The organism is Streptomyces longisporoflavus, from assembly GCF_014649775.1.
Lineage (GTDB): Bacteria > Actinomycetota > Actinomycetes > Streptomycetales > Streptomycetaceae > Streptomyces > Streptomyces longisporoflavus.
In genome coordinates this window covers 1-26,461 of sequence record NZ_BMTR01000043.1, presented here as the reverse complement: position 1 = coordinate 26,461, position 26,461 = coordinate 1, and the positions used below count along the sequence as shown (strand labels likewise).

26 protein-coding genes and 1 pseudogene are annotated in these 26,461 nt (G+C 69.3%); 14 read left to right on the top strand and 13 right to left on the bottom strand.

Annotated elements, in window-relative coordinates; genetic code table 11:
• Nucleotides 1-19: 19 nt before the first annotated feature.
• Both IE226_RS40225 and IE226_RS40220 read left to right on the top strand, forming a co-directional pair.
• The gene (locus IE226_RS40225; protein ID WP_190086479.1) at nt 20-1,486 is read left to right on the top strand and encodes an FAD-dependent oxidoreductase; all 1,467 of its coding nucleotides are present in this window, start codon (nt 20-22) and stop codon (nt 1,484-1,486) included.
• A gap of 33 nt (nt 1,487-1,519) precedes the next feature.
• The gene (locus IE226_RS40220; RefSeq protein ID WP_190086478.1) at nt 1,520-1,984 is read left to right on the top strand and encodes a MarR family winged helix-turn-helix transcriptional regulator; all 465 of its coding nucleotides are present in this window, start codon (nt 1,520-1,522) and stop codon (nt 1,982-1,984) included.
• A gap of 37 nt (nt 1,985-2,021) precedes the next feature.
• Here the strand turns inward: IE226_RS40220 and leuE are convergent, their stop codons facing one another.
• Both leuE and IE226_RS40210 read right to left on the bottom strand, forming a co-directional pair.
• Nucleotides 2,022-2,675: a leucine efflux protein LeuE gene (gene leuE, locus IE226_RS40215; protein WP_190086477.1), complete on the bottom strand. Its 654-nt coding sequence runs from the start codon at nt 2,673-2,675 to the stop codon at nt 2,022-2,024.
• Between the two features lie 86 nt (nt 2,676-2,761).
• Entirely contained in the window at nt 2,762-4,342 is a 1,581-nt protein-coding gene (locus IE226_RS40210; protein WP_190086476.1) for an acyl-CoA mutase large subunit family protein, read from the bottom strand.
• Between the two features lie 157 nt (nt 4,343-4,499).
• On the opposite strand from IE226_RS40210, the gene IE226_RS40205 reads away from it, so the two are divergent.
• On the top strand, nt 4,500-5,369 hold the full coding sequence (locus IE226_RS40205) for a L,D-transpeptidase family protein (protein WP_190086475.1): 870 nt from the start codon (nt 4,500-4,502) through the stop codon (nt 5,367-5,369).
• 273 nt (nt 5,370-5,642) lie between these two features.
• Here the strand turns inward: IE226_RS40205 and IE226_RS40200 are convergent, their stop codons facing one another.
• The 4 genes from IE226_RS40200 to IE226_RS40185 form a co-directional block, all read right to left on the bottom strand.
• A complete protein-coding gene (locus IE226_RS40200; protein WP_190086474.1) occupies nt 5,643-6,815 on the bottom strand; it encodes a hypothetical protein in 1,173 nt (390 codons plus the stop codon).
• Nucleotides 6,815-7,480, bottom strand: a complete 666-nt coding sequence (locus IE226_RS40195) for an RNA polymerase sigma factor (protein ID WP_190086473.1) — start codon at nt 7,478-7,480, stop codon at nt 6,815-6,817. The genes IE226_RS40200 and IE226_RS40195 overlap by 1 nt, the downstream gene beginning before the upstream one ends.
• Before the next feature lie 856 nt (nt 7,481-8,336).
• Entirely contained in the window at nt 8,337-8,924 is a 588-nt protein-coding gene (locus IE226_RS40190; protein WP_190086472.1) for an RNA polymerase sigma factor, read from the bottom strand.
• Nucleotides 8,925-9,042: 118 nt separating this feature from the next.
• A complete protein-coding gene (locus IE226_RS40185) occupies nt 9,043-9,885 on the bottom strand; it encodes a hypothetical protein (protein ID WP_190086471.1) in 843 nt (280 codons plus the stop codon).
• Nucleotides 9,886-10,345: 460 nt separating this feature from the next.
• On the opposite strand from IE226_RS40185, the gene IE226_RS40180 reads away from it, so the two are divergent.
• Nucleotides 10,346-12,988, top strand: coding sequence for an FG-GAP-like repeat-containing protein (locus IE226_RS40180; protein ID WP_229871879.1), 2,643 nt, complete (start codon nt 10,346-10,348; stop codon nt 12,986-12,988).
• An 84-nt stretch (nt 12,989-13,072) separates the two neighbouring features.
• Here IE226_RS40180 and IE226_RS40175 read toward each other — a convergent pair whose 3' ends face one another.
• The 5 genes from IE226_RS40175 to IE226_RS40155 all read right to left on the bottom strand — a co-directional run bounded on the left by IE226_RS40175 (nt 13,073) and on the right by IE226_RS40155 (nt 17,846).
• Entirely contained in the window at nt 13,073-13,864 is a 792-nt protein-coding gene (locus IE226_RS40175; protein ID WP_190086469.1) for a hypothetical protein, read from the bottom strand.
• 42 nt (nt 13,865-13,906) lie between these two features.
• Nucleotides 13,907-14,548 (bottom strand): hypothetical protein, encoded by a 642-nt coding sequence (locus IE226_RS40170; protein ID WP_190086468.1) that lies wholly within the window; start codon nt 14,546-14,548, stop codon nt 13,907-13,909.
• Between the two features lie 81 nt (nt 14,549-14,629).
• Nucleotides 14,630-15,136, bottom strand: a complete 507-nt coding sequence (locus tag IE226_RS40165) for a hypothetical protein (RefSeq protein ID WP_190086467.1) — start codon at nt 15,134-15,136, stop codon at nt 14,630-14,632.
• A gap of 161 nt (nt 15,137-15,297) precedes the next feature.
• A complete protein-coding gene (locus IE226_RS40160) occupies nt 15,298-16,140 on the bottom strand; it encodes a DUF4328 domain-containing protein (protein ID WP_190086466.1) in 843 nt (280 codons plus the stop codon).
• Between the two features lie 95 nt (nt 16,141-16,235).
• Nucleotides 16,236-17,846: a beta-N-acetylhexosaminidase gene (locus tag IE226_RS40155; RefSeq protein ID WP_190086465.1), complete on the bottom strand. Its 1,611-nt coding sequence runs from the start codon at nt 17,844-17,846 to the stop codon at nt 16,236-16,238.
• A 146-nt stretch (nt 17,847-17,992) separates the two neighbouring features.
• Between IE226_RS40155 and IE226_RS40150 the strand changes: the two genes are divergently transcribed.
• From IE226_RS40150 to IE226_RS40130, 5 genes are all read left to right on the top strand, one after another.
• Complete coding sequence (locus IE226_RS40150; protein WP_190086464.1) at nt 17,993-18,523, top strand: 2-oxo-4-hydroxy-4-carboxy-5-ureidoimidazoline decarboxylase; 531 nt, start codon at nt 17,993-17,995, stop codon at nt 18,521-18,523.
• Nucleotides 18,524-18,672: 149 nt separating this feature from the next.
• Nucleotides 18,673-19,053, top strand: a complete 381-nt coding sequence (gene sdhC, locus IE226_RS40145) for a succinate dehydrogenase, cytochrome b556 subunit (protein ID WP_076684883.1) — start codon at nt 18,673-18,675, stop codon at nt 19,051-19,053.
• Between the two features lie 8 nt (nt 19,054-19,061).
• Nucleotides 19,062-19,550, top strand: a complete 489-nt coding sequence (locus IE226_RS40140; RefSeq protein ID WP_190086463.1) for a succinate dehydrogenase hydrophobic membrane anchor subunit — start codon at nt 19,062-19,064, stop codon at nt 19,548-19,550.
• A gap of 16 nt (nt 19,551-19,566) precedes the next feature.
• A complete protein-coding gene (gene sdhA, locus IE226_RS40135; protein WP_190086462.1) occupies nt 19,567-21,321 on the top strand; it encodes a succinate dehydrogenase flavoprotein subunit in 1,755 nt (584 codons plus the stop codon).
• Complete coding sequence (locus IE226_RS40130; protein ID WP_190086461.1) at nt 21,321-22,091, top strand: succinate dehydrogenase iron-sulfur subunit; 771 nt, start codon at nt 21,321-21,323, stop codon at nt 22,089-22,091. Before sdhA ends, IE226_RS40130 begins: the two co-directional genes overlap by 1 nt.
• 113 nt (nt 22,092-22,204) lie before the next feature.
• Here IE226_RS40130 and IE226_RS40125 read toward each other — a convergent pair.
• Together IE226_RS40125 and IE226_RS40120 are read right to left on the bottom strand one after the other, a co-directional pair.
• Nucleotides 22,205-22,456: pseudogene (locus tag IE226_RS40125) on the bottom strand (Uma2 family endonuclease); the annotation flags it as partial.
• An 11-nt stretch (nt 22,457-22,467) separates the two neighbouring features.
• Nucleotides 22,468-22,944, bottom strand: a complete 477-nt coding sequence (locus tag IE226_RS40120) for an ATP-binding protein (protein ID WP_190086460.1) — start codon at nt 22,942-22,944, stop codon at nt 22,468-22,470.
• A gap of 215 nt (nt 22,945-23,159) precedes the next feature.
• Between IE226_RS40120 and IE226_RS40115 the strand changes: the two genes are divergently transcribed.
• From IE226_RS40115 to IE226_RS40095, 5 genes are all read left to right on the top strand, one after another.
• Nucleotides 23,160-24,008 carry a helix-turn-helix domain-containing protein gene (locus tag IE226_RS40115; protein WP_190086459.1) on the top strand — a complete coding sequence of 283 codons (849 nt, stop codon included), beginning with the start codon at nt 23,160-23,162 and terminating at the stop codon, nt 24,006-24,008.
• A gap of 11 nt (nt 24,009-24,019) precedes the next feature.
• A complete protein-coding gene (locus IE226_RS40110) occupies nt 24,020-24,217 on the top strand; it encodes a DUF397 domain-containing protein (protein WP_190086458.1) in 198 nt (65 codons plus the stop codon).
• Between the two features lie 19 nt (nt 24,218-24,236).
• Nucleotides 24,237-24,434, top strand: a complete 198-nt coding sequence (locus tag IE226_RS40105; RefSeq protein WP_190086457.1) for a DUF397 domain-containing protein — start codon at nt 24,237-24,239, stop codon at nt 24,432-24,434.
• A 215-nt stretch (nt 24,435-24,649) separates the two neighbouring features.
• Nucleotides 24,650-25,294: a hypothetical protein gene (locus tag IE226_RS40100; protein WP_190086456.1), complete on the top strand. Its 645-nt coding sequence runs from the start codon at nt 24,650-24,652 to the stop codon at nt 25,292-25,294.
• 50 nt (nt 25,295-25,344) lie between these two features.
• Nucleotides 25,345-26,367, top strand: coding sequence for a hypothetical protein (locus tag IE226_RS40095; RefSeq protein WP_190086455.1), 1,023 nt, complete (start codon nt 25,345-25,347; stop codon nt 26,365-26,367).
• Nucleotides 26,368-26,461 lie beyond the last annotated feature (94 nt).

The window sequence follows — 26,461 nt, the reverse complement described above, 5'->3', positions numbered from 1 at the left end:
TAAGCGCAGGCTCTGGAGCATGGAACTTAACAGCGTTAAGGACGCCAGGATCAATGCACCCGAGACGGACGTGCTCGTGGTGGGCGCCGGGCCCACCGGACTGACCCTCGCCTGCGATCTCGTACGGCGCGGGGTGCGCGCCCTGGTCGTGGAGCGGGCCGACGACCTCTTCCCCGGCTCGCGCGGCAAGGGCATCCAGCCCCGCACCCAGGAGGTTTTCGACGACCTCGGGATCATCGCCGCGGCCGAGGCGGCGGGCGGCACCTACCCCGTCGGCATGATCTGGAAGGACGGCGAGCGGCAGGGCGAGCACCGGATGTCCGACGAGGCGCAGCCGACGGAGGACGCCCCGTACAACCGGCCGCTGATGGTCCCCCAGTGGCGCACGCAGGAAATCCTCCGCGCCCGCCTCAAGGAGCTCGGCGGCGACGACGTCCGGTTCGGCGCCGGTCTAACCGAGCTGACGCAGGACGAGGAGGGCGTCACCGCGCGGCTCGCGGACGGCGGCACCGTCCGCGCCGCGTACGCCGTGGCGGCGGACGGCGGTCGTTCGACCGTGCGCGCGGCGCTCGGCATCGGCATGACGGGCGAGACCGTCGACCCGAACCCGGTCCTGGTCGCCGACGTCCGCATCCCCGCCCTGGACCGCGACAATTGGCACATGTTCCCGCCCGCCGCCGAGGGCGGGGGCTTCCTGGCGATCTGCCCGCTCGCGGGCACGGCGGACTTCCAGCTGACGGCCCAGTTCACGGACGGGACGCACCCCGACACCTCGCTCGAAGGCGTACGCAAGGTCGTCGCCGCCCGTACGCATCTCGCCGCCGACGACGTGACCGAGGTGCGCTGGGCCTCCGACTTCCGGCCGCGCGCGGCCATGGCGGACCGGTTCCGCGAGGGCCGCGTCTTCCTGGCGGGGGACGCGGCGCACGTGCACTCACCGGCGGGCGGGCAGGGGTTGAACACCAGCGTGCAGGACGCGTACAACCTGGGCTGGAAGCTGGGCGCGGTCCTGCGGGGCGGCGCGCCCGCGGCCCTGCTCGACACCTACGAGGCCGAGCGCCTGCCCAACGCCGCGCAGATGCTGGGCCTGTCCACCCGCGTCCACCGGGGCGAGGAGCGACGCGGGGAAGCCACCCGCCAGCTGGGGCTCGGCTACCGGGACAGCTCCCTGGCGGTGGAGACCCGTACGGGCCTCCCGGAGGGGGCACTGCGGGCGGGCGATCGCGCGCCGGACGGGCCGTGCGGCGGGGGCAGGCTCTTCGACGCGTTCCGGGGCCCGCACTTCACGCTGCTCACGGTCGGCACGGATACCGAACTCCCGCCGCTGAACAGGGAGTTGGTGCGTGTACACCGCATCGGGGCCTACCCGCCCTACGGCAAGGGCGTCTTCCTGGTGCGCCCCGACGGGTACGTGGGCTGGGCGGGCGAGGACGCGACGGGCCCGGGTCTGGCGGACTACTTCAAGTTGGTCCACGGAGAGCGTTGACCTCAATCAAAGTTGAGGTTCTACGTTCTGGACATGGACACTTTCACGTACTCCCACAGCGACGAAGACCTCATCGACCAGCCCATCGGCTACTGGGCGTCGGCCGCGGGCGAGACCGTCGTCCACCACATCCGCACCATGCTCGCCGAGGCCGGCCTCACCCAGCCCCAGTGGTGGATCCTCAACCAGATCGTCGCCGAGGACGGCCGCGACAAGGAAGCCGTGATCGGCACCCTCCGCGGCTATCTGAGCACCGGTGACGGCGCCCTGCACCACGACATCGGCGCCCTGCACGACCGCGGGCTGCTCACCGAGGACATCCAGGGCCGCCTCCGCCTCACCGACGAGGGCCGCAGGCTCCGGGACGAGACCGCGGCGCGCCAGCAGAAGACCCGCGCGGAGATCCACGAGGGCATCTCGGACGAGGAGTACGTCCGCACCCTCAAGGTGCTCCAGCGCATGATCCACAACGTGGGAGGAACGGCCTGGCACCACTGAGGCCGCTCCTCGATCACTCACTCCGCCCCTCGATCACTCACCCACTGGCGAGCGAGAGCTTCGCCGCGAACCCGAGGAACAGCGCGCCCGCCGCCGAAGTGGCTCCGGCCGAGAGTCGCTTGCGGCGGCGGAAGGCGGCGGACAGCTTCGTGCCGCCGAAGATCAGGGCGGTGAGGTAGAGGACGCTCGCCACCTGGGCGAGGACCCCGAGCACGAGGAAGGAGAGCGCGGGATAGGCGTATCCCGGATCGACGAACTGCACGAAGAAGGCGATGAAGAAGAGGATGGCCTTCGGATTGAGCAGGCTGATCACCAGAGCCCTGCGGAACGGCCGCTCCGCCGAGTCGTGCGACCCGCTCTTCCCCTGCTCCTCGACCTGCTCACGCCGTGCGCGCCACATGCCCCACGCGGCCCGCAGCATTCCCACCGCGAGCCACGTCAGATAGCCGGCACCGGCGTACTTCACGATGCCGAACAGGATGGCGTTGGCCTGCAACAGCGAGGCCACACCGGCGGCCGACAGCGTCATCAGGACGGTGTCGCCGCACCAGACGCCCGCCGCGGCGGTATAGCCGGTACGTACGCCACGGCGCGCGGCGACGGAGATCACGTACAGCGAGTTCGGCCCCGGAAGCAGAATGATCAGGGCGAGACCCGCGAGATAGGTCGGAAGATCGGTGACACCCAGCATGGGGCGGAGTCTCGCACGCGCGTACGACATGAGGGACACGGTGTCCGCCCAGCGGACACGCGGCCCGCATGCCCTGCGTGCCGGCGTCAGAAAGCGTCCGTCGGCACGTACGCGCCCCACACCTCCCGCAGCGCGTCGCACACCTCGCCCACCGTCGCCCGTGCCCGCAGCGCGTCCTTCATCGGGTAGAGGACGTTGGCCTCCCCCTTCGCCGCGTCCTGGAGTGACGCGAGAGCCGCGTCCACCGCGGCCTGGTCGCGCTCCGCCCGCAGCCGCGCGAGCCGGTCCGCCTGCCGGGCCTCGATGGCGGGGTCGACGCGAAGGGGTTCGTAGGGCTCCTCCTCGTCCAGCTGATAGCGGTTGACGCCGACCACCACGCGCTCGCCGGAGTCGGTCTCCTGCGCGATGCGGTAGGCGGAACGCTCGATCTCCGCCTTCTGGAAGCCCTGTTCGATCGCGGCCACCGCGCCGCCCATGTCCTCGACGCGCTCCATGAGCCCGAGAATCGCGGCCTCGATGTCGTCGGTCATCTTCTCCACGACATACGACCCGGCGAACGGATCGACCGTGGCCGTCACATCCGTCTCGTACGCCAGGACCTGCTGCGTGCGCAGGGCCAGGCGCGCGCTCTTGTCCGTCGGCAGCGCGATCGCCTCGTCGAAGGAGTTCGTGTGCAGCGACTGGGTGCCGCCAAGCACCGCGCCGAGCCCCTGGACCGCGACCCGGACGAGGTTCACCTCGGGCTGCTGGGCCGTGAGCTGGACCCCGGCCGTCTGCGTGTGGAAGCGCAGCATCAGCGACTTGGGGTTCCGCGCGCCGAACTCCTCCTTCATCACCCGCGCCCAGATACGGCGGGCCGCACGGAACTTGGCGACCTCCTCCAGAAGCGTCGTACGCGCCACGAAAAAGAAGGACAGGCGGGGCGCGAAGTCGTCCACGTCCATGCCCGCCGCGACCGCCGTACGCACGTACTCGATGCCGTCGGCGAGCGTGAACGCGATCTCCTGCGCGGGCGTCGCACCCGCCTCGGCCATGTGATAGCCGGAGATCGAGATCGTGTTCCACCGCGGGATCTCGGCCCGGCAGTACTTGAAGATGTCCGCGATCAGCCGCAGCGAGGGCTTGGGCGGGAAGATGTACGTGCCGCGCGCGATGTACTCCTTCAGCACGTCGTTCTGGATCGTGCCCGTCAGCTCGCCCGGGTCGACCCCCTGCTCCTCCGCGACCAGTTGGTACAGGAGCAGGAGCAGGGCGGCGGGAGCGTTGATCGTCATCGACGTCGACACCTTGTCCAGCGGGATGCCGCCGAACAGGACCCGCATGTCGTCGATCGAGTCGATCGCGACGCCCACCTTGCCGACCTCGCCGCTCGCGATCGGCGCGTCACTGTCGTGGCCCATCTGCGTGGGCAGGTCGAAGGCGACGGACAGGCCGGCCGTGCCGTTCGCGATCAGCTGTTTGTAGCGGGCGTTCGACTCGGCGGCCGTACCGAACCCTGCGTACTGGCGCATCGTCCAGGGGCGGCCGGTGTACATCGACGGGTAGACGCCACGCGTGTACGGATACGCGCCGGGGGCGCCCAGTTTCGTGCCGGGATCCCAGCCGTCGAGATCCTGCGGGCCGTACACGGGCTCGACGGGCAGCCCGGACTCGGTCTCACGCGCCATCGCTCTGTGCCTCCTGCCGGAGATTCTTCTCCGTTACCTGTCCGGTTATCTGTCCCGTTACCTGTCCGGTATGGCGGTCCCAGTCCAGCATGGGGCAACGTTCAGGGGTGGTCACTCGCGGGGAACACTCTCAGCGAGTCTGTCGGGCAGTGGAGCCATGGCGGGGGTCATTGTGGGCAAAGGTGCGATAGCCGTGGGGGCCGTGGTCACGGTTTTCCTGGTGGGCGGTTGCAAGGCGCAGGCCGACGGTGCGGGCGGGCAGAATCAGCCGGTCCGGATATCTCCCACGAAGACGGAGGCGGGCGACCCCGGCACGCCGTCCGGTAGGCCCTCCGGGAAGCCGGCGGGGAAGCCCGGGGGATCTTCGGTCCCGGAGCCGGTCCCGACGCCGGCCCCGAAGACCCTGCTCGCGCCCGGCCAGAGCGGCGACCAGGTGCGGGAACTCCAGGCCCGGCTCCGGCAGATCCAGTGGATCTACGCGGACCCGACGGGGACGTACGACAAGTCCACGGCCGCCGCGGTCCACGGTTTCCAGGAGAAGCGCGGGCTGCCCGCCACGGGCACGACGGACACGGTGACCTGGCAGCGGCTGCTCGGCATGACGGACGAGCCGACGAAGTACGAGCTCTACTCCGGGGGCGGCATCCCGCCGTCCAAGCCCGCGAAGGCCTGCATGACCGGCCGCGTCCTGTGCATCAGCAAGGAGAGCCGCACGCTGACCTGGATGATCGACGGCAGGGTCGTGTCGACGATGGACGTGCGGTTCGGATCGCAGTACACGCCCACGCGCGACGGCACGTTCACCGTCTACTGGAAGTCACGGCACCACGTGTCGACGCTGTACGACAGCTCGATGCCGTACGCGCTGTTCTTCAGCGGCGGCCAGGCGGTGCACTACTCGACGGACTTCGCGGCGACCGGCTACACCGGCGCTTCGCACGGCTGCGTGAACGTACGAGACGAGAAGAAGATCGCGAAGCTGTACGCGGAGGTCAGGAAGGGCGACAAGGTCGTCGTCTACAAGTGAGGCGTACAGGAGTGAGTCGTGTACGGGCCAGTCGTGGACAAGTGAGTCGTTTTAATCAGCGTGGGCGGGATCGGGGGAACGTCTCCCGCCCACGCTGGTGGCACAGAGCCAAAGGTACGGGGGGAACCCCTGGCTCGTGCGCGGGCCGATGACCAGTCGGCTCACTTCTTACTGCGTCACTGCTTCAAAAAACGTCACACCCAGCCAGGACCGCGTTCAAGACCCGCTGCGAGCGGCTGCGTGAGCAGGCTGCGTGACCCGCTGTGTGAGCGGCTAGGACGCGCTGTCCGGCAGCACGGGCCGGGCGCTGTAGGAGCCGCTCGGGTCGGGTGACTTCTGCGGCCCCGGGTGACCTTCGGCGGGCGGGGCGGGGGCGAGACCGCCGTTGCCCCAGTGGTCGTTGCCGCCGCCCCACGACCCGTCGCCGTCGCCGTCACCGTTGTCACCGTCGTTGCCGCCGTTGCCGCCGCCGTTGCCGCCGTAGTTGCCGCCGCCTCCGCCGCTGCCGTCGCCGTCATGGTCGCGGTCGCCGCCCGGGCCGCCGAGGACCCGTCCGCAGAACTCGGTGACCCGCTGGGACCCCTTGGCGGCCTCCTCCAAGCGGCGCCTCTTCTCGCCCTGGAGCTCTCCGCTGCGGTAGTCGCGGCAGGCCGAGACGACCCTGCGGTACCAGCCGCCGGCCTCGTTCTCGTGCTGCGGATCGCCGGCGCCGGGCTTCGTGTCGCCCTCGCCGCCCTTGGACGCGCCCGGCGAACCCTCGGCCTGCGGGGGCGGGGCGCTGCTGCCGGGCTTGTTCGAGGGCTCTTCCGGGGTGGTGGTCACGTCGTCGGGCTCCACGTCGGGGGCGCTGCTGCTGCCGCCGGACGGGGACGCGAGCGGTTCGGGCGAGGCCACGGAGGACGCGGAGGCCGCGGGCCCCGGCTTGTCCCTGTCGCCGAACGGCGAGGGGAACACGCCGGTGCTTGCCGCCACGGCGACCCCGCCGATCATGCAGCCGGCGAGTACGGCGGCGAGGCCGTAGCGCATGGGGCGGGCCCAGCGTGCGGGGCGCGAGGGCTCGACCTGGCGCCCGATTTGCACCGTCTCGCCCGCTCCCACGCGCGTAGAAGTCACCCGTGCATGTGAGCCGCGAGCCTCCCGGAATGCCGCGAGCGCGGCGGCCTCACCAGGGAGTTCGGCGGAAACGTCGGAGGGTACGACGGAGCCGGCGCGTTCGTCCGGCGCCAGCGCGGCCAGGGCCTTGGCCAGTCGAGCGGCTTGCCGGCGGGCGTGATGGTCGGTGCCGGATCGGGCGCCGGGGTTGGTTCCGTTGCCGTGTCCGGGGTCGTGCTCGGTGCCGTGTTCGGTGCCGTTTTCGGTGCCGTTTTCGGTGCCGTCGAAGGGCTCGCCGTTCAGCAAACGCTCCGCCGCGTCGCGGTCCAGCCACCTGTAATCCTCGTCGGCCATCACATGTCCTTCTGCGCCCGGACACGCGAATGCGTCACACCGGCAGATGACACCGCGTGCCCTCGCCGCTCCCGCTGGGGCGGTACGGCGTCAAGGGCGCCCTCGCTCGGCGGTGCGTCCGCGCCGAGCAGTTCCGCGAGCCGCTTCAGGCCGCGGTGGGCGGCGGTGCGGACCGCGCCGGGGCGCTTGCCGAGGGTCTGGGCCGCGCTCTTGGCGTCGAGGCCGACGACCACCCGGAGTACGACGGCTTCCGCCTGGTCCTGCGGGAGTTGCGCTATCAGGGCGAGGGCGTCCGTGGTGGCCAGGGACTCCATCGCCTCGTCCGCGGTGTCCGCGTCGCCCGGCTTTCCGGTCAGCTCGGTCTCGTCGCCGCCTATCGCCGGGCGGCGGCCCCGCATGCGTATGTGGTCGAGCGCGCGGTTGCGCGCTATGCGTGCGGCCCAGCCGCGGAATCTGTCCGCGTCGCCGCTGAAGCGGTCGAGGTCCCTGGCTATCTGCAGCCAGGCCTCGGACGCGACGTCCTCCGCGTCCGGGTCTCCGACGAGCGTCCGCACGTAGCCCAGCAGCCGCGGGTGCACGGCGCGGTACACAGTCCGGAACGCGGTCTCGTCCCCGTCCTGCGCCGCAAGCACCGCGGTGGTCAGTTCCGCGTCGTCCCCCAGCACAACTTCTCCCTATGCGCCTACACCGGTTGCGGTCCTGACCCCGCAGCCTGGCGCGAAGCAGCACGCTACGGGCTGAAGTGGGCTCGCGTCCATGTTTGGTACAACGTGCAACTAGCGCGTGACAGTACGCGGTGTGACAGAAAACGCACGCGCGGCGCTGAAGGGAATACGGGCCGCTTGCGGTCCGTCCGCGTGACGGCCGGGGTCTCTCCTGTGGGGGGTGGCGACCCCGGCCGCTCACCTTGGCGGGGGCCTCGACCGGCTCTCCCTGCGGGCCTTGGCGGGGGCCTCGACCGGCTCTCCCTGCGGGCCTTGGCGGGGGCCTCGACCGGCTCTCCCTGCGGGCCTTGGCGGGGGCCTCGACCGGCTCTCCCTGCGGGCCTTGGCGGGGGCCTCGACCGGCTCTCCCTGCGGGTGAGTGGGGGCTGGCCGCGCAGCTCCTCGCGCCCCTTACGTGACATCCCGCCGTCGCCGAGCACAGGTCGTCATGGGTTGCTCGCGCCGTTCCTCGCGCCCCTGACGGGCGTCCGTCAGGGGCGCGAGGAACGGCGCGCGCAACCCCCCACCCACCCGCAGCCGAAGCACAAGGGTCAGCCCCGTCAGGGGCGCGGGGAACTGCGGAGTCCGTCAAAGCAGACCGGCGGAGGTCAGCGCCAGTCGTCTCCGGCCCGAGGCCGCCGAGGAAGACCCCCCGCCCGCCGCACGGAGCGAAACGCGGCAACAGCCCGGCGCTGAGCCTCCGCGTCAACCCGCCCACCCCGCACCGCCTCCGCAAGAAGCGCAGCAAGAGGCCCGACAGAAACCACCCCCGCCCCCGACAAACCCCGCTCCCCCGGCCCTCGCTCCCTCTCCCCACTCATCCCGCCGCTCCCAACTGCTCAGCAAGGCGCTTCAGCCCCCGGTAAGAAGCAGTCCGCACCGCCCCGGGGCGCTTACCCAGCACCCGCGCCGCAGCCGGAGCATCGAGCCCGACGACGACCCGGAGCAACACCGCCTCCGCCTGATCCCGCGGCAGCCCCGCGATCAGAGCGAGAGCCTTCTCCGTGGAGATGGACTCAAGCGCCTGCTCCGGCGTGCTGTGCGGCCCGGGAAGCTCCAGCATGTCCTGCTCCAGCGTCGCCGGCCGCGGCCGCACCTTCTGGCGCCGCAGATGATCGAGCGCCCGGTGCCGGGCGATGGTCGCCGTCCAGCCGCGAAACCCCGCCCCGTCACCGCGGAACCGCCCCAGATCGCGGGCGATCTCCAGCCAGGCCTCGGCGGCGATGTCCTCGGCGATCTCCCCGTCGTGGCCGACCAGACCCCGCAGATAGCCGACGAGCCCCGGCTGCACCAGGCGGTACGCGACCGCGAAAGCCGCCTCGTCGCCCTCCTGTGCCCGCGCGACCGCGGCGCCCAGCTCCTCGTCACGCGCCCGTGCGCGACGGGGTTCCCCTCCTCGACCCACGCTTTCCCATCCGTACCTGTGCGACGCAGCTCACCGTGTCTGTCCGTCCGTCCCCCACGCTGAGCTGCGCCAGGACGCACAGAAATGTCACAGGACATCCGGACGGCGGCAGTCCCCCTCAGACCTCGAACAGAGAGGCGCCGCCGCCCATGCCGGGGGCGTCGAGGTCGAGGACCAGGGACGGGTCGGGGGCGTGCGCGGCGACCGGCTTGTCGTAGTCGGACATCCGCATCTCCATGGTCTCGGCGCCCCGCATCTGCGCCATGCCGACCAGGTACGGCTTGCTGCCCGCCGCCACATAGACCGTCATCTCGTGCCCGTTGTCCGTCGCGGCGAGCGGGGTGACCTGCTGGCCGTGCCACCGCATGTCCGGCAGGACCCGAGCCCCGCTGATGCCCGAGTCAGAGCCCGGACCGGAACCCGACCCCGAACCGGAGCCCGACCCCAACCCCCCACCGGCGTCCAACTGCCCCAGCATCTGCTCCAGATCGCACATCTTCGTCAGCGCGTCCGCCCCCGCGTGCGAGCTGCCCTTCGACACCTTCATGTACTTGCCGCGCGCGAGCGCCACCCGCTCCCTGACCCCGGCCGCGGCCTGCGGACCCCGCGTGGCGGCCGCGTCCCGGATGGCGTCGAGCGAGTCGTCCGAGAACCGGAAGTAGGCGTTGCCTCCGGCGACCACGATCAACTCGCCCTTCTGCATGGGCCCCGAGTCGAAGGTTCCGGTGCAGTTGCTGCCGCGGTCCATGTGCACGGAGACTTCCTTGTGCCCCTCGGCGGACGTCATCTCCACCCGGATACGCACGGATCGGGCGTCCTTGAGCAGCCCCATGGCTTCCTCCGCAAGCCGTTCGCCCCGCACCTCGTCAGCGGCCTTGGACGGCTCATCCGGGGTCCGCTCGACCAGCCCCTCGTACACCTTCCCCCCGCCCCCGGAACCGCAGGACGCGAGCGCCCCCATCACGAGACAACAAGCGAGCCCCCGCACGCCCCGCCCCCATCGCCGCCCCGATCGTCGTCTCTCGCGCACCTCGGAAACCACGTCCCCCACCCACCCGCACTCTTCGTTTTTCGATCTCTGCGTTCGATCTCTGCGTTCACAGCTGTCAGCTGACCCAGCGCAATCTTCCGGCCATACGTCACACCCCTGGAGTGCGGGATACGTCACGTCACATTTCACCCCTCCCCGTACAACCGTTTGGCGCTACGGGCGGTCGTACGCACTCGCTTTGGTCAACAAGGTCAACCGGCAACTTCGCTAAGGGGTGGGGCATTTGAGCCCGCGGAATCCGCGCACACCGCGCACACAGCGCGAATCGGCGCGAACAACGCACGCGTACAGACCGCTGAGTCTCAAGCGCAGGGCGTGGCTGACCATCGGAGCCGTCGTGCTGGGCGGTGCGGGGGCCGTCACGTACGCGATGGCGGATCCCTCCGCCGGAGACCGGCCGGCGAGCGTCTCGCGCGACAAGCGCCCCGTGAGCGTGCACGACATCGCGCTGAAGGCCGACGGCGCCGAGGAGAGGGAGCTGCCGCGCACGTCGACCGAGCAGTTCTCGCTGCTCGGCGTCTCGTGGACCGGCGTGACGAAGGAGCTCGAAGGCACGGCTGAGGTCCGTACGCGCTCCGTCGAGAGCGGCAAGTGGACCGGCTGGCAGCACCTCGGCCTGGAGCTGCATCTGCCCGAGAAGGCCGAGGCGGGCATGCGTGCCGCGTCCGAGCCGCTGTGGGTGGGGCCTTCGGACGGCGTCGAGGTCCGCGTGGTCGCGGCGGACGGCACCGCGAGTGCCGCGCTGCCCAAGGGCCTAGAGGTCAACCTCGTGGACCCGGGCGTGACCTCCAAGGAGGCGAAGAACCCGGCGCTCGACGGTTCGGCGATGGCGCCGGTGGCGTTCGAGGCGGACGCGCCGGAGTCCCCGGAACCGTCGGAACCGAGCGATCCGGGGTCCCCGGAGCCGACCGCTCCCGAGCCCACCGCCCCGGACCCGACCACCCCGGCGTCCCCCGCACCGACGGATGAGGCTCCCACCGGCTCCCCGTCCGCCTCCCCCTCCCCCACCGCGTCCACCGACCCGGATCCGGAGCCGGAGCCCACGGTCCCGCCGGCTCCCCCGTCCACGGTCACCAAGCCCGCCGTGATCAGCAGGGCGGCGTGGGGTGCGGACGAGTCGCAGGTCGAGGATCCGCCGGAGTACATAGAGAAGGTGAAGGCGGTCTTCGTCCACCACACGGTCGGTACGAACGACTACAGCTGCGCCCAGTCGGCGGCCCTGGTCCGCGGCATCATGACGTACCACGTGGAGACCGAGGGCTGGAACGACCTCGGCTACAACTTCCTCGTGGACAAGTGCGGCCAGGTCTTCGAGGGCCGCGGCGGCGGCACCGATCTGCCGGTGCGCGGCGCGCACACGTACGGCTTCAACGGCGAGTCCGCGGGCATCGCGGTCCTCGGTGACTTCGAGGGCGACCCGGCGACGAACAAACCGGCGGGCAAGCCGACCCGCGCCTCCCTGGAGTCGGTGGCCCGTGTGGCGGCCTGGAAGCTGGGCCAGTACGAGGGCGACCCGTCGGGCAAGGTCACGCTGACGGCGGCGGACGACACGGGCGTCTGGAAGAAGGGCGACACCCCTTCCCTGAACACGATCTCGGGCCACCGGGACGGCTTCGCCACCGCCTGCCCCGGCAAGGACCTCTACTCGAAGCTCGGCGAGATCCGCCGCTACGCGACGAGCGCGGGCCGCAACTCCGCCGTCCCCACGACCGACTTCAACAGGGACGGCCTCACGGACCTGGTGGCGGGCACGCCCAAGGCGTCGGGCGGCGTGGGAACGCTGACGGTCGTCCCCGGCGGCCTCGACGGCCCGGTGAGCGGTTCCAAGAAGACCCTGACCCAGTCGAGCCCCGGCGTACCCGGCGCCTCCGAGGCGGGCGACAACTGGGCCGCGGCCACGGCCTGGGGCGACATCAACGGCGACGGATACGCGGACCTGGCGATCGGCGCGCCGGGTGAGGACGACGCCACGAACAAGGACCGCGGCGCGGTAACGATGCTCTACGGCCCCACGTTTGATTCGGGCACGGACATGCAGCTGGCGGACGACTTCCACTACCCCGGCGCCAAGTTCGGCTCCGCGGTGGCGGTCGGCGACTTCAACGCGGACGGCAAGGCGGACGTCTTCGCTGCGTCCACCGGCACCGGCGGCACATGGGCGGCGCGCTTCAAGGCGGGCAGCGAGGTGGGCGGCACCCTCACGTCGGGCGACACGGCCATCTCGTACGCGGACGCGGCATCCGGCGACTTCAACCGCGACGGTTACGCGGACGTGGCGCTGACCTACCGCGACCAGGCCGGAATCGGCAAGGTCCAGTGGTTCAAGGGCACGAGGGCGGGCCTGAGCAGGGTCGGCTCCCTCTCGGTCAAGGGCGGACGCTCCCTGGCGGTCGGCGACGTGAACGGCAACGGCTACGACGACCTGGTCATCGGCCAGCCGTACACGGCCGAGTCCGGCGCGCACGCGGGCGGCCAGGTGACAGTGGTCCCCGGCACGTCAACGGGCTTCACGACCACCGGAATGAAGACGATCCACCAGGACACGTCCGGAGTGCCGGGCGCCGCCGAGTCGGGCGACGCGATGGGCTGGTCGGTCTCGGCGGGCGACTTCAACCTGGACGGTTACGCGGACGTCCTGACGGGCGCCCCGAACGAGGACATCACGCGTGCGGGGGCGGCGAAGAAGGACGCGGGTACGTCGCTCCTCCTGAAGGGCACGTCATCGGGCCTGACGGGAACGGGCGCGCAGGCCTTCTCCCAGGACACGGAGGGCATCACGGGCTCCACGGAGTCGGCGGACCGCCTCGGCTCCTCGGTGACCCTGACGGACCTGTCGGGCTACGGCCGCGCGGACCTCGCCATCGGCGCGGACGGCGAGGACGAGGGCAACGGCACGATCCTCCAACTGGACACCGGCGCCTCGGGCGTCTCGACGACGACCGGCGCCTACTACGGCCGCACACAACTGGGCACTCCGGCAGCGGCGCACTTGGGCCAGGTGCTGACGCCGTAACACACCCCAACAACAAAGGCACCGTGCCGCTCCCCAAAGCCAGGGGAGCGGCACGGCACGCGCCCGGCATTCAGGAGCGCCGTCTCATACTTCGCCGGCATCTCGGTGAACGAAACGCACGTCCGGAAACGCGATGTGCGCTCTGGGGGTCCCTGACGGAAGGACCGTCGCCAGAGCGCTGAACACCGTATCCATTACCTCATCGGAATATCCGTGGAGAGTTTCCGATGCCTGGAGGACGGCACCTCCGGACGAAAGTGGAATCACGCGGAAGAAAGCCCCTCCACGCTCAAGCGACTGAACCCCACCAAGGCGCGCCACCAACTCCTCAGGACAGACAGTCACCCACCCGTAGCCTCGGAGCAGGCTACGGCTCATCGGTAGAAACTCTCTGGGCTTCCGGCGAAGGGCTACCTCCAGATTTGCTCGGTCCGAATAGCGCCCGTACTCCACCCGCCCGAAGGAAGGGTTGGACCCGTCGGCCGCCACGGACAGGCCCTCTACCAGTCGGGCACAGAAGTCCGGGTCTCGCATTTCCGGATCGTCAACATTCAAGAATGTAGTCACGGACCGGTGCCCGTCTAAAGATTTCGCTGCGGAGGTCCTGATCCAGGCGAGCTGTCGATCCCCTTCATGGAATCCGAGCTGCGCCCAATAGGGCGGACGAACCAGACTCTTGATGAATGCGTTCTCCCTCTCGGGGGCACCCTCGAAGCGCTCCGACGGATCGTTCTCCCCCTTGGTCAGCGACGCAAGCCACGCCCCGGCAGATGCGGGGAGCCCGTTCAGGAGCCGCTGTCGGCACTCGCTGAACCAGCGAAGGATCACCTCCCCGTGCTCCGAACTATCGCGGTCGAGACAGACCTCGATGTACATCAAAGCCTCCCCGGAACTACCTGGTTGTGCCCTCCGCCCCCGCTAAACCCGACTCCCCCGCGCCCGCCGCGAAACCACGGCCCGCAGCACCCTGCGGCCCTCAGTGGAGACGTCCAGGGCCTGGCGCAGGCCGCCGGTGCCTGCGCCCGGGTTGGCCAGGAGTTCCAGGATGCGCGTTTGGCGCCTCAGTTCCGCGGCCACCAGCGGTGACATTGTCTGCGTACGTCCCTCTCGCCTCGCGCCCGCCGACGATCGCGGGCCCCCGGTCCCGCCGGCCGGGCCGGGGTCGAGCAGGCGGTGGATCTGTAGTGCCGCGACCGAGCAGGCGTCGGCCCATTCCCGCAGTTCGGCGGCCGTACGCCGGGAAGGCGTCGCGCCCAGCATGCGGTAGGCGAGGGTGATCGCCTCATCCGCGGAGGAGTCCTCCAGGACGTCCGCGCCGCCCAGCGTCACCCGCGCCTCCGCGAGCGCCGCGTCCCAGGGCCTGTCCTCCGCGAGGCTCGCCCACAGCGGGCGCAGCACCTCGTCGCCGCCGCCGAGAAGCGGTACGCAGCGGTCGAGGCAGGCGAGCCCGCTCGCCGCCAGGCCCCTCTCGTCGGCGTCGGATATCAGCTCGACCAGGCTCGGGCTCGGGCCCGGACTCGGACTTGGACTCAGACTCGGACTCAGTCCCGGGCCGCCCATGATGTACGCCTTCCGTTGCGGACAGTGCGACAGTGCAGGTGACGTTGCACGTCCCCTACTGCGCCCGGGTCGCCGGGAACGTCACTGCGGTACTACGCCGAGCCGGTCGAGGAAGCGGAAGAAGAGCTCTTCCGCCGACGGTTCCGCGGCGGCGTTCAGTACGTCGAGGAGCGGTCCCGCCGTCACCGTCCTGCCCGTCTCCGCCGCCCACGTCACCGCCCGGTCCGCCGCGTCGCGGGGCTCCAGGAAGTAGTCGTCCAGGCTCAGGCCGTCGTCGCCGATGTAGCCGTTCATCGCCTCGCGGGCCAGGCACGTCGTCCACGCGCCGCTCTCCGGGGCCGCCGCCTCCACGACCACGCAGTCGCTGTCCATGACGTAGCCGAAGAGGGCGGGCGAACCTGTCTCCAGGGCAAGGGTGTTCATGTTGCCGACATCGCGTGCGCCGTCGCCGCCCGGCACCTCCCACACCTGCCAGCCGTCGTCACGCTGTACGAGAAGGCTGAGCTCGTCCCGCACTCCCGCAACCGACGCGAGCTCCACGAGCGGACGCTCGCTCCTGCCCACGACGTAGTAGCCCCAGTAGCCCATGCTCGCGTCTCCCCGTGTACTCGACTCTGCTCAGCTGCGCCCGACGGCCGCGCAAGACAGCCGTGGTCGGCTTTGGCCGAATACACCACAGATGTAAGCAAGTTCGCCACCAGTTCACGGCCAAAAAGCCGAAAACGGAACGCGTGGACCCCTCAAACCGCTCAGGCCGAAACGTGCCCGCCCGTCAGCGGGCCCGACCTCGCCTTCTCGTCCTGCATCCGCGTCAGGCGCAGTACGACGAGGATCGCGAGGACCGCCGCCGCGACGTTGATGACGTCCGCGAGCATCAGCCGGGATATCGCCGCGTCGATCTCCTCGAGCTCCTCCGCGCCCCAGTAGTTCGTCGACGCCCACCGCCCCACGAGGATGCTCGCCACCCACAGCGTCCACCAGCCGTTGACCAGCGGATGCGTGGCGCGGGTCGAGGCGTCGCCGAGGGCCAGGGTCCGGTCGAGGGCCACCGAGCGGTCGCCGCTCGCGTCCCAGATGTCCAGCGCGATCCGCCGCGGGAACCACAGGTTCACGATCGGCACGAACCAACTGCCCACCGTCCAGCCCCGCGTCTTGCCGTGGACGTGCGGCTCGAACACCTCGGCGTTCACGCGGACGCGGTAGAACCAGCAGAGGAAGACCACGCAGGTCGCCACGAGCGCGGCGGCCTGCAACCAGCCGGAGATCGTGTACAGCGTGTCCGCCCGTTCGGCCTCCCGCACCAGGTCCCTCGCCCCGAAGCCCGTCCCGGCGTACGCGGCAAGCAGGTCCTCCGTCACTCCCTTGATGACCGTGCCCGCCCACAGCGAGTACAGGTCGGCGGCGATGACGACGCCGAGCAGCGCGACGGTCGCCCGGCCGAGTCCGACCGGCGAGCGGAGATGGGCGGGGCGCCCGTCGGACATGTATCCGGGGCGCGGCGCCGGCTGCGCGTGCGCGGCCGCCACGACACAGACGCCGCAGAGGCCCTCCGACGTCGTCGCCGTATTGAACTGACATTCCGTGCACAGCATGGCTGAGCAACCCCCCACGGGTTCACCGGCAAAAGACATGAAAGACAGCAGAGGCCGCCCGCGTCCCTCCCCAGGGCGCCGGCGGCCTCCGGAACTTATCCCACCTGGTCGGCGAGCTTCACGAAGTTTCCCCAGGACGGGCCCGGCGTACGGGAATCCCACAGCCTCTGGACCGTCGCCCGCAGCGGCATCCGGATGCCCTTCGCCACCTGCTCCTGCGTCTGCGCGTCGGCGATGTCGCACCACACCGCGAAGGAGCCGCCGAGGATCTGGTCGTCGTACTGAGCGCTCACCGGCTTCGTCCCGCGGATCACGCGCGGGGTCCACTGCTCATAGATCCGCTGGCCGGTGGGGTAACGGAAGGTGTTGGGCTGGCCGAGGACGTAGTAGAGGTACTCGTCGTTGTAGTTGACGAGGTCGCGGCCCTCCTTCAGGTACTCGACCGGTTCCCTCGCGCCGATCTCCTTGCCCGTCCAGTACGCGACGTCGAGGTCGTCGTCGGCCTTCGCGACGCCGTTGCGGAAGAACCCGTCGTTCCACGCCCTGAGCCCGCGCTCGTAAGGGCGCATGGTCTCGGCCCGGTCGTTGAGCCAGCCGGTCGCGAGGTCCTGGATGCGGGCGCCTGACCCGTACCTCTCGCGGGCCGCGGCGGCCAGCTGCGGATAGCTCGCCTCCGGGTTGCTGACCGTCAGGGCCTGGTACTCGTCGGCGCCGAGGTGCCAGTAGCGGCCGGGGAAGAGGTCCGCGTACTCCTCCAGTAGGTCGTCGACGATCTCCGCCGCCTGCGGCTTCGAGATGTCGACCGCGCCGCGCGACTCGACGCCGCGGGTGTCGCGGAGCTGGAGCGAGGGGTGCGCGGCGATGACCGCTCCGAGGTGTCCTGGCGAGTCGATCTCGGGCACGACGGTGATGTGACGGCTCGCGGCGAGCTTGAGGATGCGCCGGACCTCGGCCTTGCTGAGGTGGTCGCGCGAGACGACCTCGGGGTGCGAGTCCGACTCGATGCGGAAGGACTGGTCGTCGGAGAAGTGCAGGCCGAGCTGGTTGTACTTGAGGTCGCCGATCTCCCGGATGCGGTCCTCGATCCACTTCGCGTCGAAGTGCTTGCGCGCGATGTCCATCATGAAGCCGCGCTGCGGCTTGGCGGGACGGTCGCGCACGACGCCTTCGGGCGCGGTCCGGCCGCCGTGCACCTCCTGCTTGAGGGTGCGGGTCCCGTAGAAGACGCCCGCCTCCTCGGGCGCGGTGATCTTCACCCGCTGCCCCTTCACGGAGAGGGTGTACGACTCGTCCCTGCCCCCGGAGGCATCGGCGTCCTCCGGGGTCAGCGCGAGCTCCACGTCCCCTTTGCGCGGGTCGGCGTCACCGGCGTACTTGAGCTTCAGCTCCCCGGCGAGCAGCTTGCCCTCGTCCGCGAGGTCCCCGTCACCGACGACCACGCGCCCGCCGCCTGGCTTCCAGCCCGGCCCGCGCGCCGCTTTGTGCTCGCGTACGGCGGGGATGGTGGCGGGGGCCTCGGAGAGGGCGTACGACTTCGAGGGGGCCGGGGATGCGGCGGACCTGCTCGCGGAGGGCGCCGGCGTACGGGCCGAGGGGGCTGCGTCCCCGCCGGTCCCGCCGTCCGGCCAGACGGCCACGGTCAGGGCCACGGCTCCGGCGGCTACGGCGGCTGCTGCGGCGGCGAGGGCTGGACGACGGGGGATCATGCGCCCACCGTAGGGCGGGGCCTGCGGTCACCCCGTCCACCACGCGAAACGAAACTCTCCCATCCGGGTGATATTTCACGCATCCGTCCGACACTCTTCATCCTGCTTGGTTAGCGTTACGACAAAACTCCCACAGTCCCTCATCGATGCCCCCTGCCCTGGAGCCCCCGCTGCCCCCGCACAGTTCGCCACCCACCCCGGAGCAACTGAACGCCGCAGAGCCCGGCGCCGCCGAAGCCGCGCTGCTCACCTGCTGCGGCAGCCATCTCTGGGCCCGCCGCCTGGTCGCCCACCGGCCGTATCCAGACCTGGAGGCCCTGCTCGCCGCGTCCGACGAAGCGGCGTACGACCTCCCGCTCGCGGACCTTGCCGAGGCCCTGGCCTGCGAACCTCTCCGTCCGGTGCTCCCCAGGCAGGGGACCTACACCGCCGCCCACACCGCCCTGCGGGCCGCGCACGCCGCGTACGAGAGCCGCTTCGGGCACGTCTTCGTGATCTGCCTGGACGACGTCCCGCCGACCCAGGCCCTGGACCATCTGCTCGCCGGAATCCGCGCCCGCCTCACCAACGACCCGGAGGAAGAGCGGGTGATCGCCGCCGAGGAAATGCGCAAGCTGGCCCGCGGACGGCTCACCCGACTGGTGCACGACCTGAATAGCCCGTACGTGCCTGTTTGATTGCCTGTTTGATCACACCTGGCTACCCCGCGCGAGCGAACCGACAACTCGTCGATACGATGACGAGCGGCCGGTGGACCGTACCCGGCCGGGCCCGTCCGACCACCCAAGCCGGCTGGCCCCAATCCCCGCTCCCGGAGGGTTCTGCCGTGCCGGCTGGAACGCTGTACCGCGGCCGGGAAGGAATGTGGTCCTGGGTGGCTCACCGAGTCACCGGCGTCCTCATCTTCTTCTTCCTGTTCGTGCATGTGCTGGACACCGCTCTCGTCCGCGTCTCCCCGGAGGCGTACGACGATGTCGTCAGCACCTACAAGACCCCCCTCGTCGCACTCCTTGAGTACGGCCTGGTCGCCGCCATCCTCTTCCACGCCCTGAACGGCCTGCGTGTCATCGCCGTCGACTTCTGGTCGAAGGGCCCGCGCTACCAGAAGCAGATGCTCTGGACCGTCGTGGGTATCTGGGTCGTCCTGATGGTGGGGGCGCTCTACCCGGTCCTCGGCCACGCCGTCCGCGAAGTCTTCGGGAGCTGACGCCAGACATGTCCGACACAGACACCACGCTCGAGAAGTCCGGAGTGGGTCCCGTCGAAGGCGCCTCGCTCTACGACGCCGACAACCCGGCTCCCCTCATCGAGGCACCGCGCAAGCGCACCTCCAAGACCCCGCGCTCGACCCGCGGCAACTTCGAGATGGCCGCATGGCTCTTCATGCGCCTGTCCGGCGTCGTCCTTGTCGTCCTGGTCATCGGCCACCTGCTGATCCAGCTGGTGCTCGACGGCGGTGTGAGCAAGATCGGCTTCGCGTTCGTCGCCGGTCGCTGGGCCTCGCCGTTCTGGCAGGTCTGGGATCTGCTGATGCTGTGGCTCGCGATGCTGCACGGGGCCAACGGCCTGCGCACGGTCATCAACGACTACGCGGAGCGCGCCAACACGCGCCTGTGGCTCAAGGGCCTGCTGTACACCGCCACGGTGTTCACCATCCTTCTGGGCACGCTGGTGATCTTCACCTTCGACCCGAACATCCGCTAAAGCCGAGGCGAACCCAGTGAAGATTCACAAGTACGACACTGTCATCGTCGGCGCCGGTGGCGCGGGCATGCGCGCGGCCATCGAGGCGACGAAGCGCAGCCGCACCGCGGTCCTGACGAAGCTCTACCCGACCCGCTCCCACACGGGCGCGGCGCAGGGCGGCATGGCCGCCGCGCTCGCCAACGTGGAGGAGGACAACTGGGAGTGGCACACCTTCGACACGATCAAGGGCGGCGACTACCTGGTCGACCAGGACGCCGCCGAGATCCTGGCGAAGGAGGCCATCGACGCGGTCCTCGACCTGGAGAAGATGGGCCTGCCGTTCGGCCGTACGCCCAAGGGTGAGATCGACCAGCGCCGTTTCGGCGGTCACTCCCGCAACCACGGCGAGGCTCCGGTCCGCCGTGCCTGCTACTCGGGCGACCGCACCGGCCACATGATCCTCCAGACGCTCTACCAGAACTGCATCAAGGAGGGCGTGGAGTTCTTCAACGAGTTCTACGTCCTCGACCAGCTCCTGGTGGAGGTCGACGGCGTCAAGAAGAGCGCGGGCGTCGTCGCCTACGAACTGGCGACCGGCGAGATCCACATCTTCCAGGCCAAGGCCGTGGTCTACGCGTCGGGCGGCACCGGCAAGTTCTTCAAGGTGACGTCGAACGCCCACACGCTCACCGGTGACGGCCAGGCGGCCTGCTACCGCCGCGGTCTTCCGCTGGAGGACATGGAGTTCTTCCAGTTCCACCCGACCGGCATCTGGCGCATGGGCATCCTTCTCACGGAGGGCGCCCGCGGTGAGGGCGGCATCCTCCGCAACAAGGACGGCGAGCGCTTCATGGAGAAGTACGCGCCGGTCATGAAGGACCTCGCGTCCCGTGACGTCGTGTCCCGCTCCATCTACACGGAGATCCGTGAGGGCCGCGGCTGCGGTCCCGAGGGCGACCACGTCTACCTCGACCTCACGCACCTCCCGCCGGAGCAGCTTGACGCCAAGCTCCCGGACATCACGGAGTTCGCGCGTACGTACCTCGGCATCGAGCCCTACACGGACCCGATCCCGATCCAGCCGACCGCGCACTACGCCATGGGCGGCATCCCGACCAACGTCGAGGGCGAGGTCCTGGCCGACAACACGACGGTCGTCCCCGGCCTCTACGCGGCCGGCGAGGTGGCCTGCGTGTCGGTGCACGGCGCCAACCGCCTGGGCACCAACTCTCTCCTGGACATCAACGTCTTCGGCAAGCGCGCGGGCGTCGCCGCCGCGGAGTACTCGGCGAAGAACGACTTCGTCGAGCTCCCGGAGAACGCCGAGGAGCTCGTCGTCTCCCAGGTCGAGCGCCTGCGCGACGCCTCGGGCAACGAGCGGGTCGCCGAGCTCCGCAAGGAGCTGCAGGAGACCATGGACGCCAACGTCATGGTGTTCCGTACGGAGCAGACGATCAAGACGGCGGTGGAGAAGATCGCGGAGCTCCGCGAGCGCTACCTCAACGTCTCGATCCAGGACAAGGGCCGGCGCTTCAACACCGACCTCCTGGAGGCCATCGAGCTGGGCAACCTGCTCGACCTGGCCGAGGTCATGGCGCAGTCGGCCCTGGCCCGCAAGGAGTCCCGCGGCGGTCACTACCGCGAGGACTTCCCGAACCGCGACGACGTCAACTTCATGCGCCACACCATGGCGTACCGCGAGGTAGGCGACGACGGCACGGAGTCGATCCGACTCGACTACAAGCCGGTCGTGCAGACCCGCTACCAGCCGATGGAGCGTAAGTACTGATGGCAACCCCGACCCTCGACAAGGAAGACGCCAAGCCCGAGGCCGGCTTCGCCGACTCCCCGTACATCACGGTCACCTTCCGCATCCGCCGCTTCAACCCCGAGGTCTCGGCGGACGCGACGTGGGAAGACTTCCAGGTGGAGATCGACCCCAAGGAGCGTGTCCTCGACGCCCTCCACAAGATCAAGTGGGACATGGACGGGTCGCTGACCTTCCGTCGCTCCTGCGCGCACGGCATCTGCGGCTCGGACGCCATGCGCATCAACGGCCGCAACCGCCTGGCCTGCAAGACCCTGATCAAGGACATCAACCCGTCCAAGCCGATCTCGGTCGAGCCGATCAAGGGTCTGACGGTTCTGAAGGACCTGGTCGTCGACATGGACCCGTTCTTCCAGGCGTACCGCGACGTCATGCCGTTCCTGGTCACGACGGGCAACGAGCCGACGCGCGAGCGTCTGCAGTCGCCCGAGGACCGCGAGCGCTTCGACGACACGACGAAGTGCATCCTGTGCGCGGCGTGCACGTCGTCGTGCCCGGTCTTCTGGAACGACGGCCAGTACTTCGGCCCGGCGGCGATCGTGAACGCGCACCGCTTCATCTTCGACAGCCGTGACGAGGCGGGCGAGCAGCGTCTCGAAATCCTCAACGACAAGGACGGCGTGTGGCGCTGCCGCACGACGTTCAACTGCACGGACGCGTGCCCGCGTGGCATCGAGGTCACGAAGGCGATCCAGGAGGTCAAGCGCGCGCTGATCACGCGCCGCTTCTGATCTCTTCTTGACCGGCCGTACGTCGCTTTGACCGGCCGTACGTCGCTGTGGGCCTCGCTCCTGGTTTCGCACCGGGAGCGGGGCCTTCGTCTTTCGCCTTTCGCCTTTCGCCGTCAAGGCCGTCCGGGGCGGCGGTTCACGGCGGTCAGGTCGACCTCGACGTCGAAGGGCGAGGAGACCTTGAGCCGGTCATGGAAGATGCCGGTCAGTCCGTAGGACTTCGTGGCCGGGTCGAGTTCGAAGACGTAGACGACCGGGAGGCCCTTCTCCGCGTCCTGCTCGACACGCCAGAAGTGCGGGACTCCTGCTTGGGCGTACTTGCGGGGCTTGACCTCACGGTCACGTTCGCGGGAATCGGGGGAGACGTCCCGGGGCCTCACTCATTCGAGTACGGCGCGTGCCACTCCGCCCAGACCTCCTTGCCGCCGGTGGCACGAAGCCCATTGATGAGGACGTAATGCCCCCAGTCGTCGGCGCAGCCGCGGAGGAGCCAGAGGCCGCGCCCGCACTCGGAGTCGACGTCACTGATGCCGGGGGATGACGGCGGCAGCTGCGGACTGCTGTCCCAGACACTGAGGCGGAGACTGCTCCGGGTACGGGCGAGACGTACGGCGACGGAATCACGCGTACAGGCGAGGGAGTTGGTGACCAGCTCGGAGACGACGAGCTGGACGTTGTCGAGAACGGCGGGGTGTACGCGGTAGCGGGTGAGGACGGCGCGCACGTGGGCCCGGACGATGCCGGGGCCGAGGGGGGTGTGGGGGATGCGGAGGGCGTACTCCCACTCTCCGTCGCCGCCGTCGCCTTCGTCGGCGGGAGGGGCGGGTTGCTTGAGCGGGGCAATTTTGGGCATGGCCGTAACTCCTCTTTGAGGTACGGGGGTTGGGTGGGGGTGAGTCGTGTGGCGCCGGATGGTGGCTTTGCCGCCGTGTTGCTGTTCTGCGGGAGTAGGGCGGTGCACTTCCGGAAGCGCCGAGCCACGAAGGGTGATTGGTGCGATACTCAGCGTAAGGCAGCCGACTACAACACTGCTACCGAACAAGGAAACTTACTGAACGAGGTGAGGGTGTGCCACCTAGGTCGACCGCAACCGTCAGACAGCAGCGCCTAGGGGCTGAGCTGCGAAAACTCCGCGAGCGCGCTGGCCTCAACTCTCGGGAGGCCGGTCAGAAATTGGGCGTCAACCCAGCGCGTATCAGCAATATCGAAGCTGGCAGATTCGGCGTCAGCGCCGACCGCGTTCGAACCTTCGCGCTGGGCTACGACTGCGCCGACGAGCCGTACATCGATGCTTTGGCCGCGATGACCACAGGTCGCTCCCGCAACTGGTGGGACGACTACCGCGACATCCTCCCTCCGGTACTGCTCGACCTGTCGGAGATGGAGGAACACGCGACGGCACTGCGAACGGTTCAGTTCACCCACCTGCCAGGTCTGCTCCAGATCCCGGACTACGCCAGAGTGATCTTCCAGCAGAACGTCCCGGCGCTCTCACCACCGTCCGTCGAACACCGCCTCTCCCACCGCATCAAACGCCAGGGAGTCCTCTACGCAGATACCCCGACGCCATACGCTGCGATCATCCATGAAGCCGCCCTGCGCATGCAGTTCGGCGGGGCCGAAATCATGCGACGGCAGCTGGCGCACATAGCGGAGATGAGCGAACGTGAGAACGTGACTGTCCGAGTCCTGCCCTTCGCTGCGGGGATCTTCCCCGGCGCCGGACAGACAGTGGCCATCGCCAAGGGGCCGCATCCCGAACTAGACACAGTGCAACTGGACACAGAGCACGGCTCGGAATTCCTCTATGCAGAGGCCCAGTTGATGAAGTACCGCACAATCATGAGCCGCCTGGAGAGCCAATCTCTGGACGCCCCCACGTCCCGCGACTTCATCCATTCCCTCATCGCCCCCTGAAAGGCCCCACAATGCCCGACTTGCACTGGCAGAAGTCCTCCTACAGCAGCGAGGCCAGCAACTGCGTCGAACTCGCCGCCGCCTCGGACAGCACGCTGCGCCTCCGGGAGTCCGACGACCCAACGGCCATCGTCACACTGCGGGCCCCCGCGCTCAGCTCTCTCTTGGGCGCCATACGCCAAGGGACTTTCGAAGACCACAAGGCATAAACGCCTACGAGGAGCCCACATGGCCTCTCTCAATTGGCAGAAGTCGTCCTACAGCAGCGAGGGAAACAACTGCGTCGAACTCGCCGCCACCCCGGAGAAGACGACGCGCCTACGCGAGTCCGACGAGCCGTCCATCAACCTGACCCTGCGGCCCGCTTCCCTCACGTCGCTACTGAAGGCGCTGCACCAAGGGACTCTCGAAGGCCGGGAGGCATAACCAACAGGCAACCAGGCCCAACGCACCGCACCCGGTCCAGGGAAGCCTGCGACGGCAAACGCGCCCAGGCGCCCAGTGTGGAAACGTCATCGACTAATCGGCCGAATCGGCAGAACCTTCCCGACCGTTGGGGCAATACCGCCTGGTGTCCACAGAAGCCCCAGAGATAGCGTTGGTTCGCTTGCGTTACCCCCCACCTCGTACGGGAGTCCAGAGTGAACCGCCCCATCCGTCTCATGTCGGCCGCGCTCGTCGCGTCCGCCGCCCTGCTACTGACCGCGTGCGGTTCAGGTGGGAGCGACGACGATGCCGACAAGATCAAGGGGGCAGGTGACGCGGACAAGAAGGCGTCGGCCTCTGCCGACCCAACATCGCAGCCGGACGGGTCCAAGCGGCCGGAGATCAAGCTGCCCAGCTCCTTCCAGGTCGACTTCGCAGGTTGGAAGAACAGCGACCCGAAGCTGCAGGCCATCATGGACGACGGAAAGGAGCGCCTCCTCGCCTCCTACGCCGCGATCATCGAGCAGGATCCGAAGTACGGCGCCCTCCGCTTCTACAGCTCCAGTGACGCTTTGCGTACCGGGACAGAATGGGTCAAGGGGTTCACGGGAAAGAACTTGACCCTGGTCGGTGAGGGCCGCGTCTTTCAGCCGCAGCCCCGTATCAGTCCGGATGGCTCCGGGACTTTGTTCTACTGCGTCGACGAGGGCAAGGGGTCCACCAAGGACACCAAGACCGGCAAGGAGACCGCCACGCCCGCCGATGACGCCTTCGTGCTGTACCGCACCAAGCTGAGCAAGACCAAGGCGGGCGTATGGAAGACCACGATGGTTCAGACGGAGCGGGGCGCCTGCAAGTGAGGAAGCCGACCTGTCGCGCAGCGGCGCTTACCGCGGCGTCCCTGTCGCTCATGCTGTTGATGCCGTCGACCGCCTTTGGCTGGGGAGAGGACAACGGAGAGGGCAGTACGTCGCCCGGGGGCGACAGCGCTCAAGGGAGCGCTGACGGAGCAGAGTTGGGTGCCGCGGTCTCCCGCTCCCGCATCGTGGTCAAGCAGACCGGCGGCGGCACGGCAAAGCCGTCCGGCGGCGCGCTCGCCGTCATCGACCCGAACTGGAAGCCTCCGGCCTGCTGGTACGAGCCGCTCGCGACGCCGAAGCAGCTCAAGGACGCGGTGGAAGGGATGAAGGAGGACGACCTGTTCTCGGTCAACTTCGGTCGCCGCTGGGGCAAGAGCCTGCTCGTCGACGCGTTCGACAAGAACGAGCCGACCTTCACCGACACACCGACCAAGAACTACAACGTGGGCAAGAAGGGGATGTTCTGGCGGGCGGTGGCCCGCGAGGACCGTGCGGACGACCCGGAGATCCTGGACTGCTCGGACAACATGTTCTGGCAGGACGCCGGCTCCCTCCCCGACAACCCGAACGCCCCCACCCCGGAGACTCTCGCCGCCTACGCCTACGACAAGATCCGCGTCCCGGACACCGAGATCGAGCTGAAGCCACAGGCCAAGTCGACGGTGAACATGCCCACCTGGGTGTGGCTGGACAAGGCAGTCTTCAAGGACGTCACGGTGCGCGCCGAGCTCCCGGACACGCCGCTGTACGCGGTGACGACCGCAAAGCCGGTGGCCCTGCACCTGGAGCCGGGCACCCAGGACGCGGAAACCTTCCCCGCCTCCGGTGACTGCCCGGTCAACGAGGACGGCTCCATCGGCGCCCCGTACACCAGGGGCGCCTCCAAGCAGGACCCCGCGTGCGGCATCTCGTACCTCCGCGCCACAGACGGCAAGCCGTACCAGCTCAAGGCCTCCATCACCTGGGAGATCTCCTGGGAAGGAACGGGCGGAGCCAAGGGCGACCTGCCCGACGGAACCTTCGAGACCACGCAGGACATGAACGTCCAGGAAGTCCAGTCCATCAACCGATAGACGACGGCACAACAAAGACGGGGGTTGCGGTATGGCGGGGAATCGTCCGGCGGATTGGCATGTCCTGGACCTGGACAAGGACCCGACGCCGGGT

Bases quoted from the DNA above. Each gene is read 5' to 3' on its own strand.
- leuE (WP_190086477.1), bottom strand. From the start codon at position 2,675: ATGCTGGGTGTCACCGATCTTCCGACCTATCTCGCGGGTCTCGCCCTG.
- IE226_RS40210 (WP_190086476.1), bottom strand. From the start codon at position 4,342: ATGGCGCGTGAGACCGAGTCCGGGCTGCCCGTCGAGCCCGTGTACGGC.
- IE226_RS40120 (WP_190086460.1), bottom strand. From the start codon at position 22,944: ATGCCCAAAATTGCCCCGCTCAAGCAACCCGCCCCTCCCGCCGACGAA.
- IE226_RS40205 (WP_190086475.1), top strand. From the start codon at position 4,500: ATGGCGGGGGTCATTGTGGGCAAAGGTGCGATAGCCGTGGGGGCCGTG.
- IE226_RS40150 (WP_190086464.1), top strand. From the start codon at position 17,993: ATGCCCCCTGCCCTGGAGCCCCCGCTGCCCCCGCACAGTTCGCCACCC.
- IE226_RS40110 (WP_190086458.1), top strand. From the start codon at position 24,020: ATGCCCGACTTGCACTGGCAGAAGTCCTCCTACAGCAGCGAGGCCAGC.
- IE226_RS40160 (WP_190086466.1), bottom strand. From the start codon at position 16,140: ATGCTGTGCACGGAATGTCAGTTCAATACGGCGACGACGTCGGAGGGC.
- IE226_RS40130 (WP_190086461.1), top strand. From the start codon at position 21,321: ATGGCAACCCCGACCCTCGACAAGGAAGACGCCAAGCCCGAGGCCGGC.
- IE226_RS40185 (WP_190086471.1), bottom strand. From the start codon at position 9,885: ATGGGGGCGCTCGCGTCCTGCGGTTCCGGGGGCGGGGGGAAGGTGTAC.
- IE226_RS40105 (WP_190086457.1), top strand. From the start codon at position 24,237: ATGGCCTCTCTCAATTGGCAGAAGTCGTCCTACAGCAGCGAGGGAAAC.
- IE226_RS40165 (WP_190086467.1), bottom strand. From the start codon at position 15,136: ATGGGCTACTGGGGCTACTACGTCGTGGGCAGGAGCGAGCGTCCGCTC.
- IE226_RS40175 (WP_190086469.1), bottom strand. From the start codon at position 13,864: ATGTACATCGAGGTCTGTCTCGACCGCGATAGTTCGGAGCACGGGGAG.
- IE226_RS40220 (WP_190086478.1), top strand. From the start codon at position 1,520: ATGGACACTTTCACGTACTCCCACAGCGACGAAGACCTCATCGACCAG.
- IE226_RS40140 (WP_190086463.1), top strand. From the start codon at position 19,062: ATGTCCGACACAGACACCACGCTCGAGAAGTCCGGAGTGGGTCCCGTC.
- IE226_RS40155 (WP_190086465.1), bottom strand. From the start codon at position 17,846: ATGATCCCCCGTCGTCCAGCCCTCGCCGCCGCAGCAGCCGCCGTAGCC.
- IE226_RS40095 (WP_190086455.1), top strand. From the start codon at position 25,345: ATGCTGTTGATGCCGTCGACCGCCTTTGGCTGGGGAGAGGACAACGGA.
- IE226_RS40200 (WP_190086474.1), bottom strand. From the start codon at position 6,815: ATGGCCGACGAGGATTACAGGTGGCTGGACCGCGACGCGGCGGAGCGT.
- IE226_RS40225 (WP_190086479.1), top strand. From the start codon at position 20: ATGGAACTTAACAGCGTTAAGGACGCCAGGATCAATGCACCCGAGACG.
- IE226_RS40180 (WP_229871879.1), top strand. From the start codon at position 10,346: ATGGCGGATCCCTCCGCCGGAGACCGGCCGGCGAGCGTCTCGCGCGAC.
- IE226_RS40170 (WP_190086468.1), bottom strand. From the start codon at position 14,548: ATGGGCGGCCCGGGACTGAGTCCGAGTCTGAGTCCAAGTCCGAGTCCG.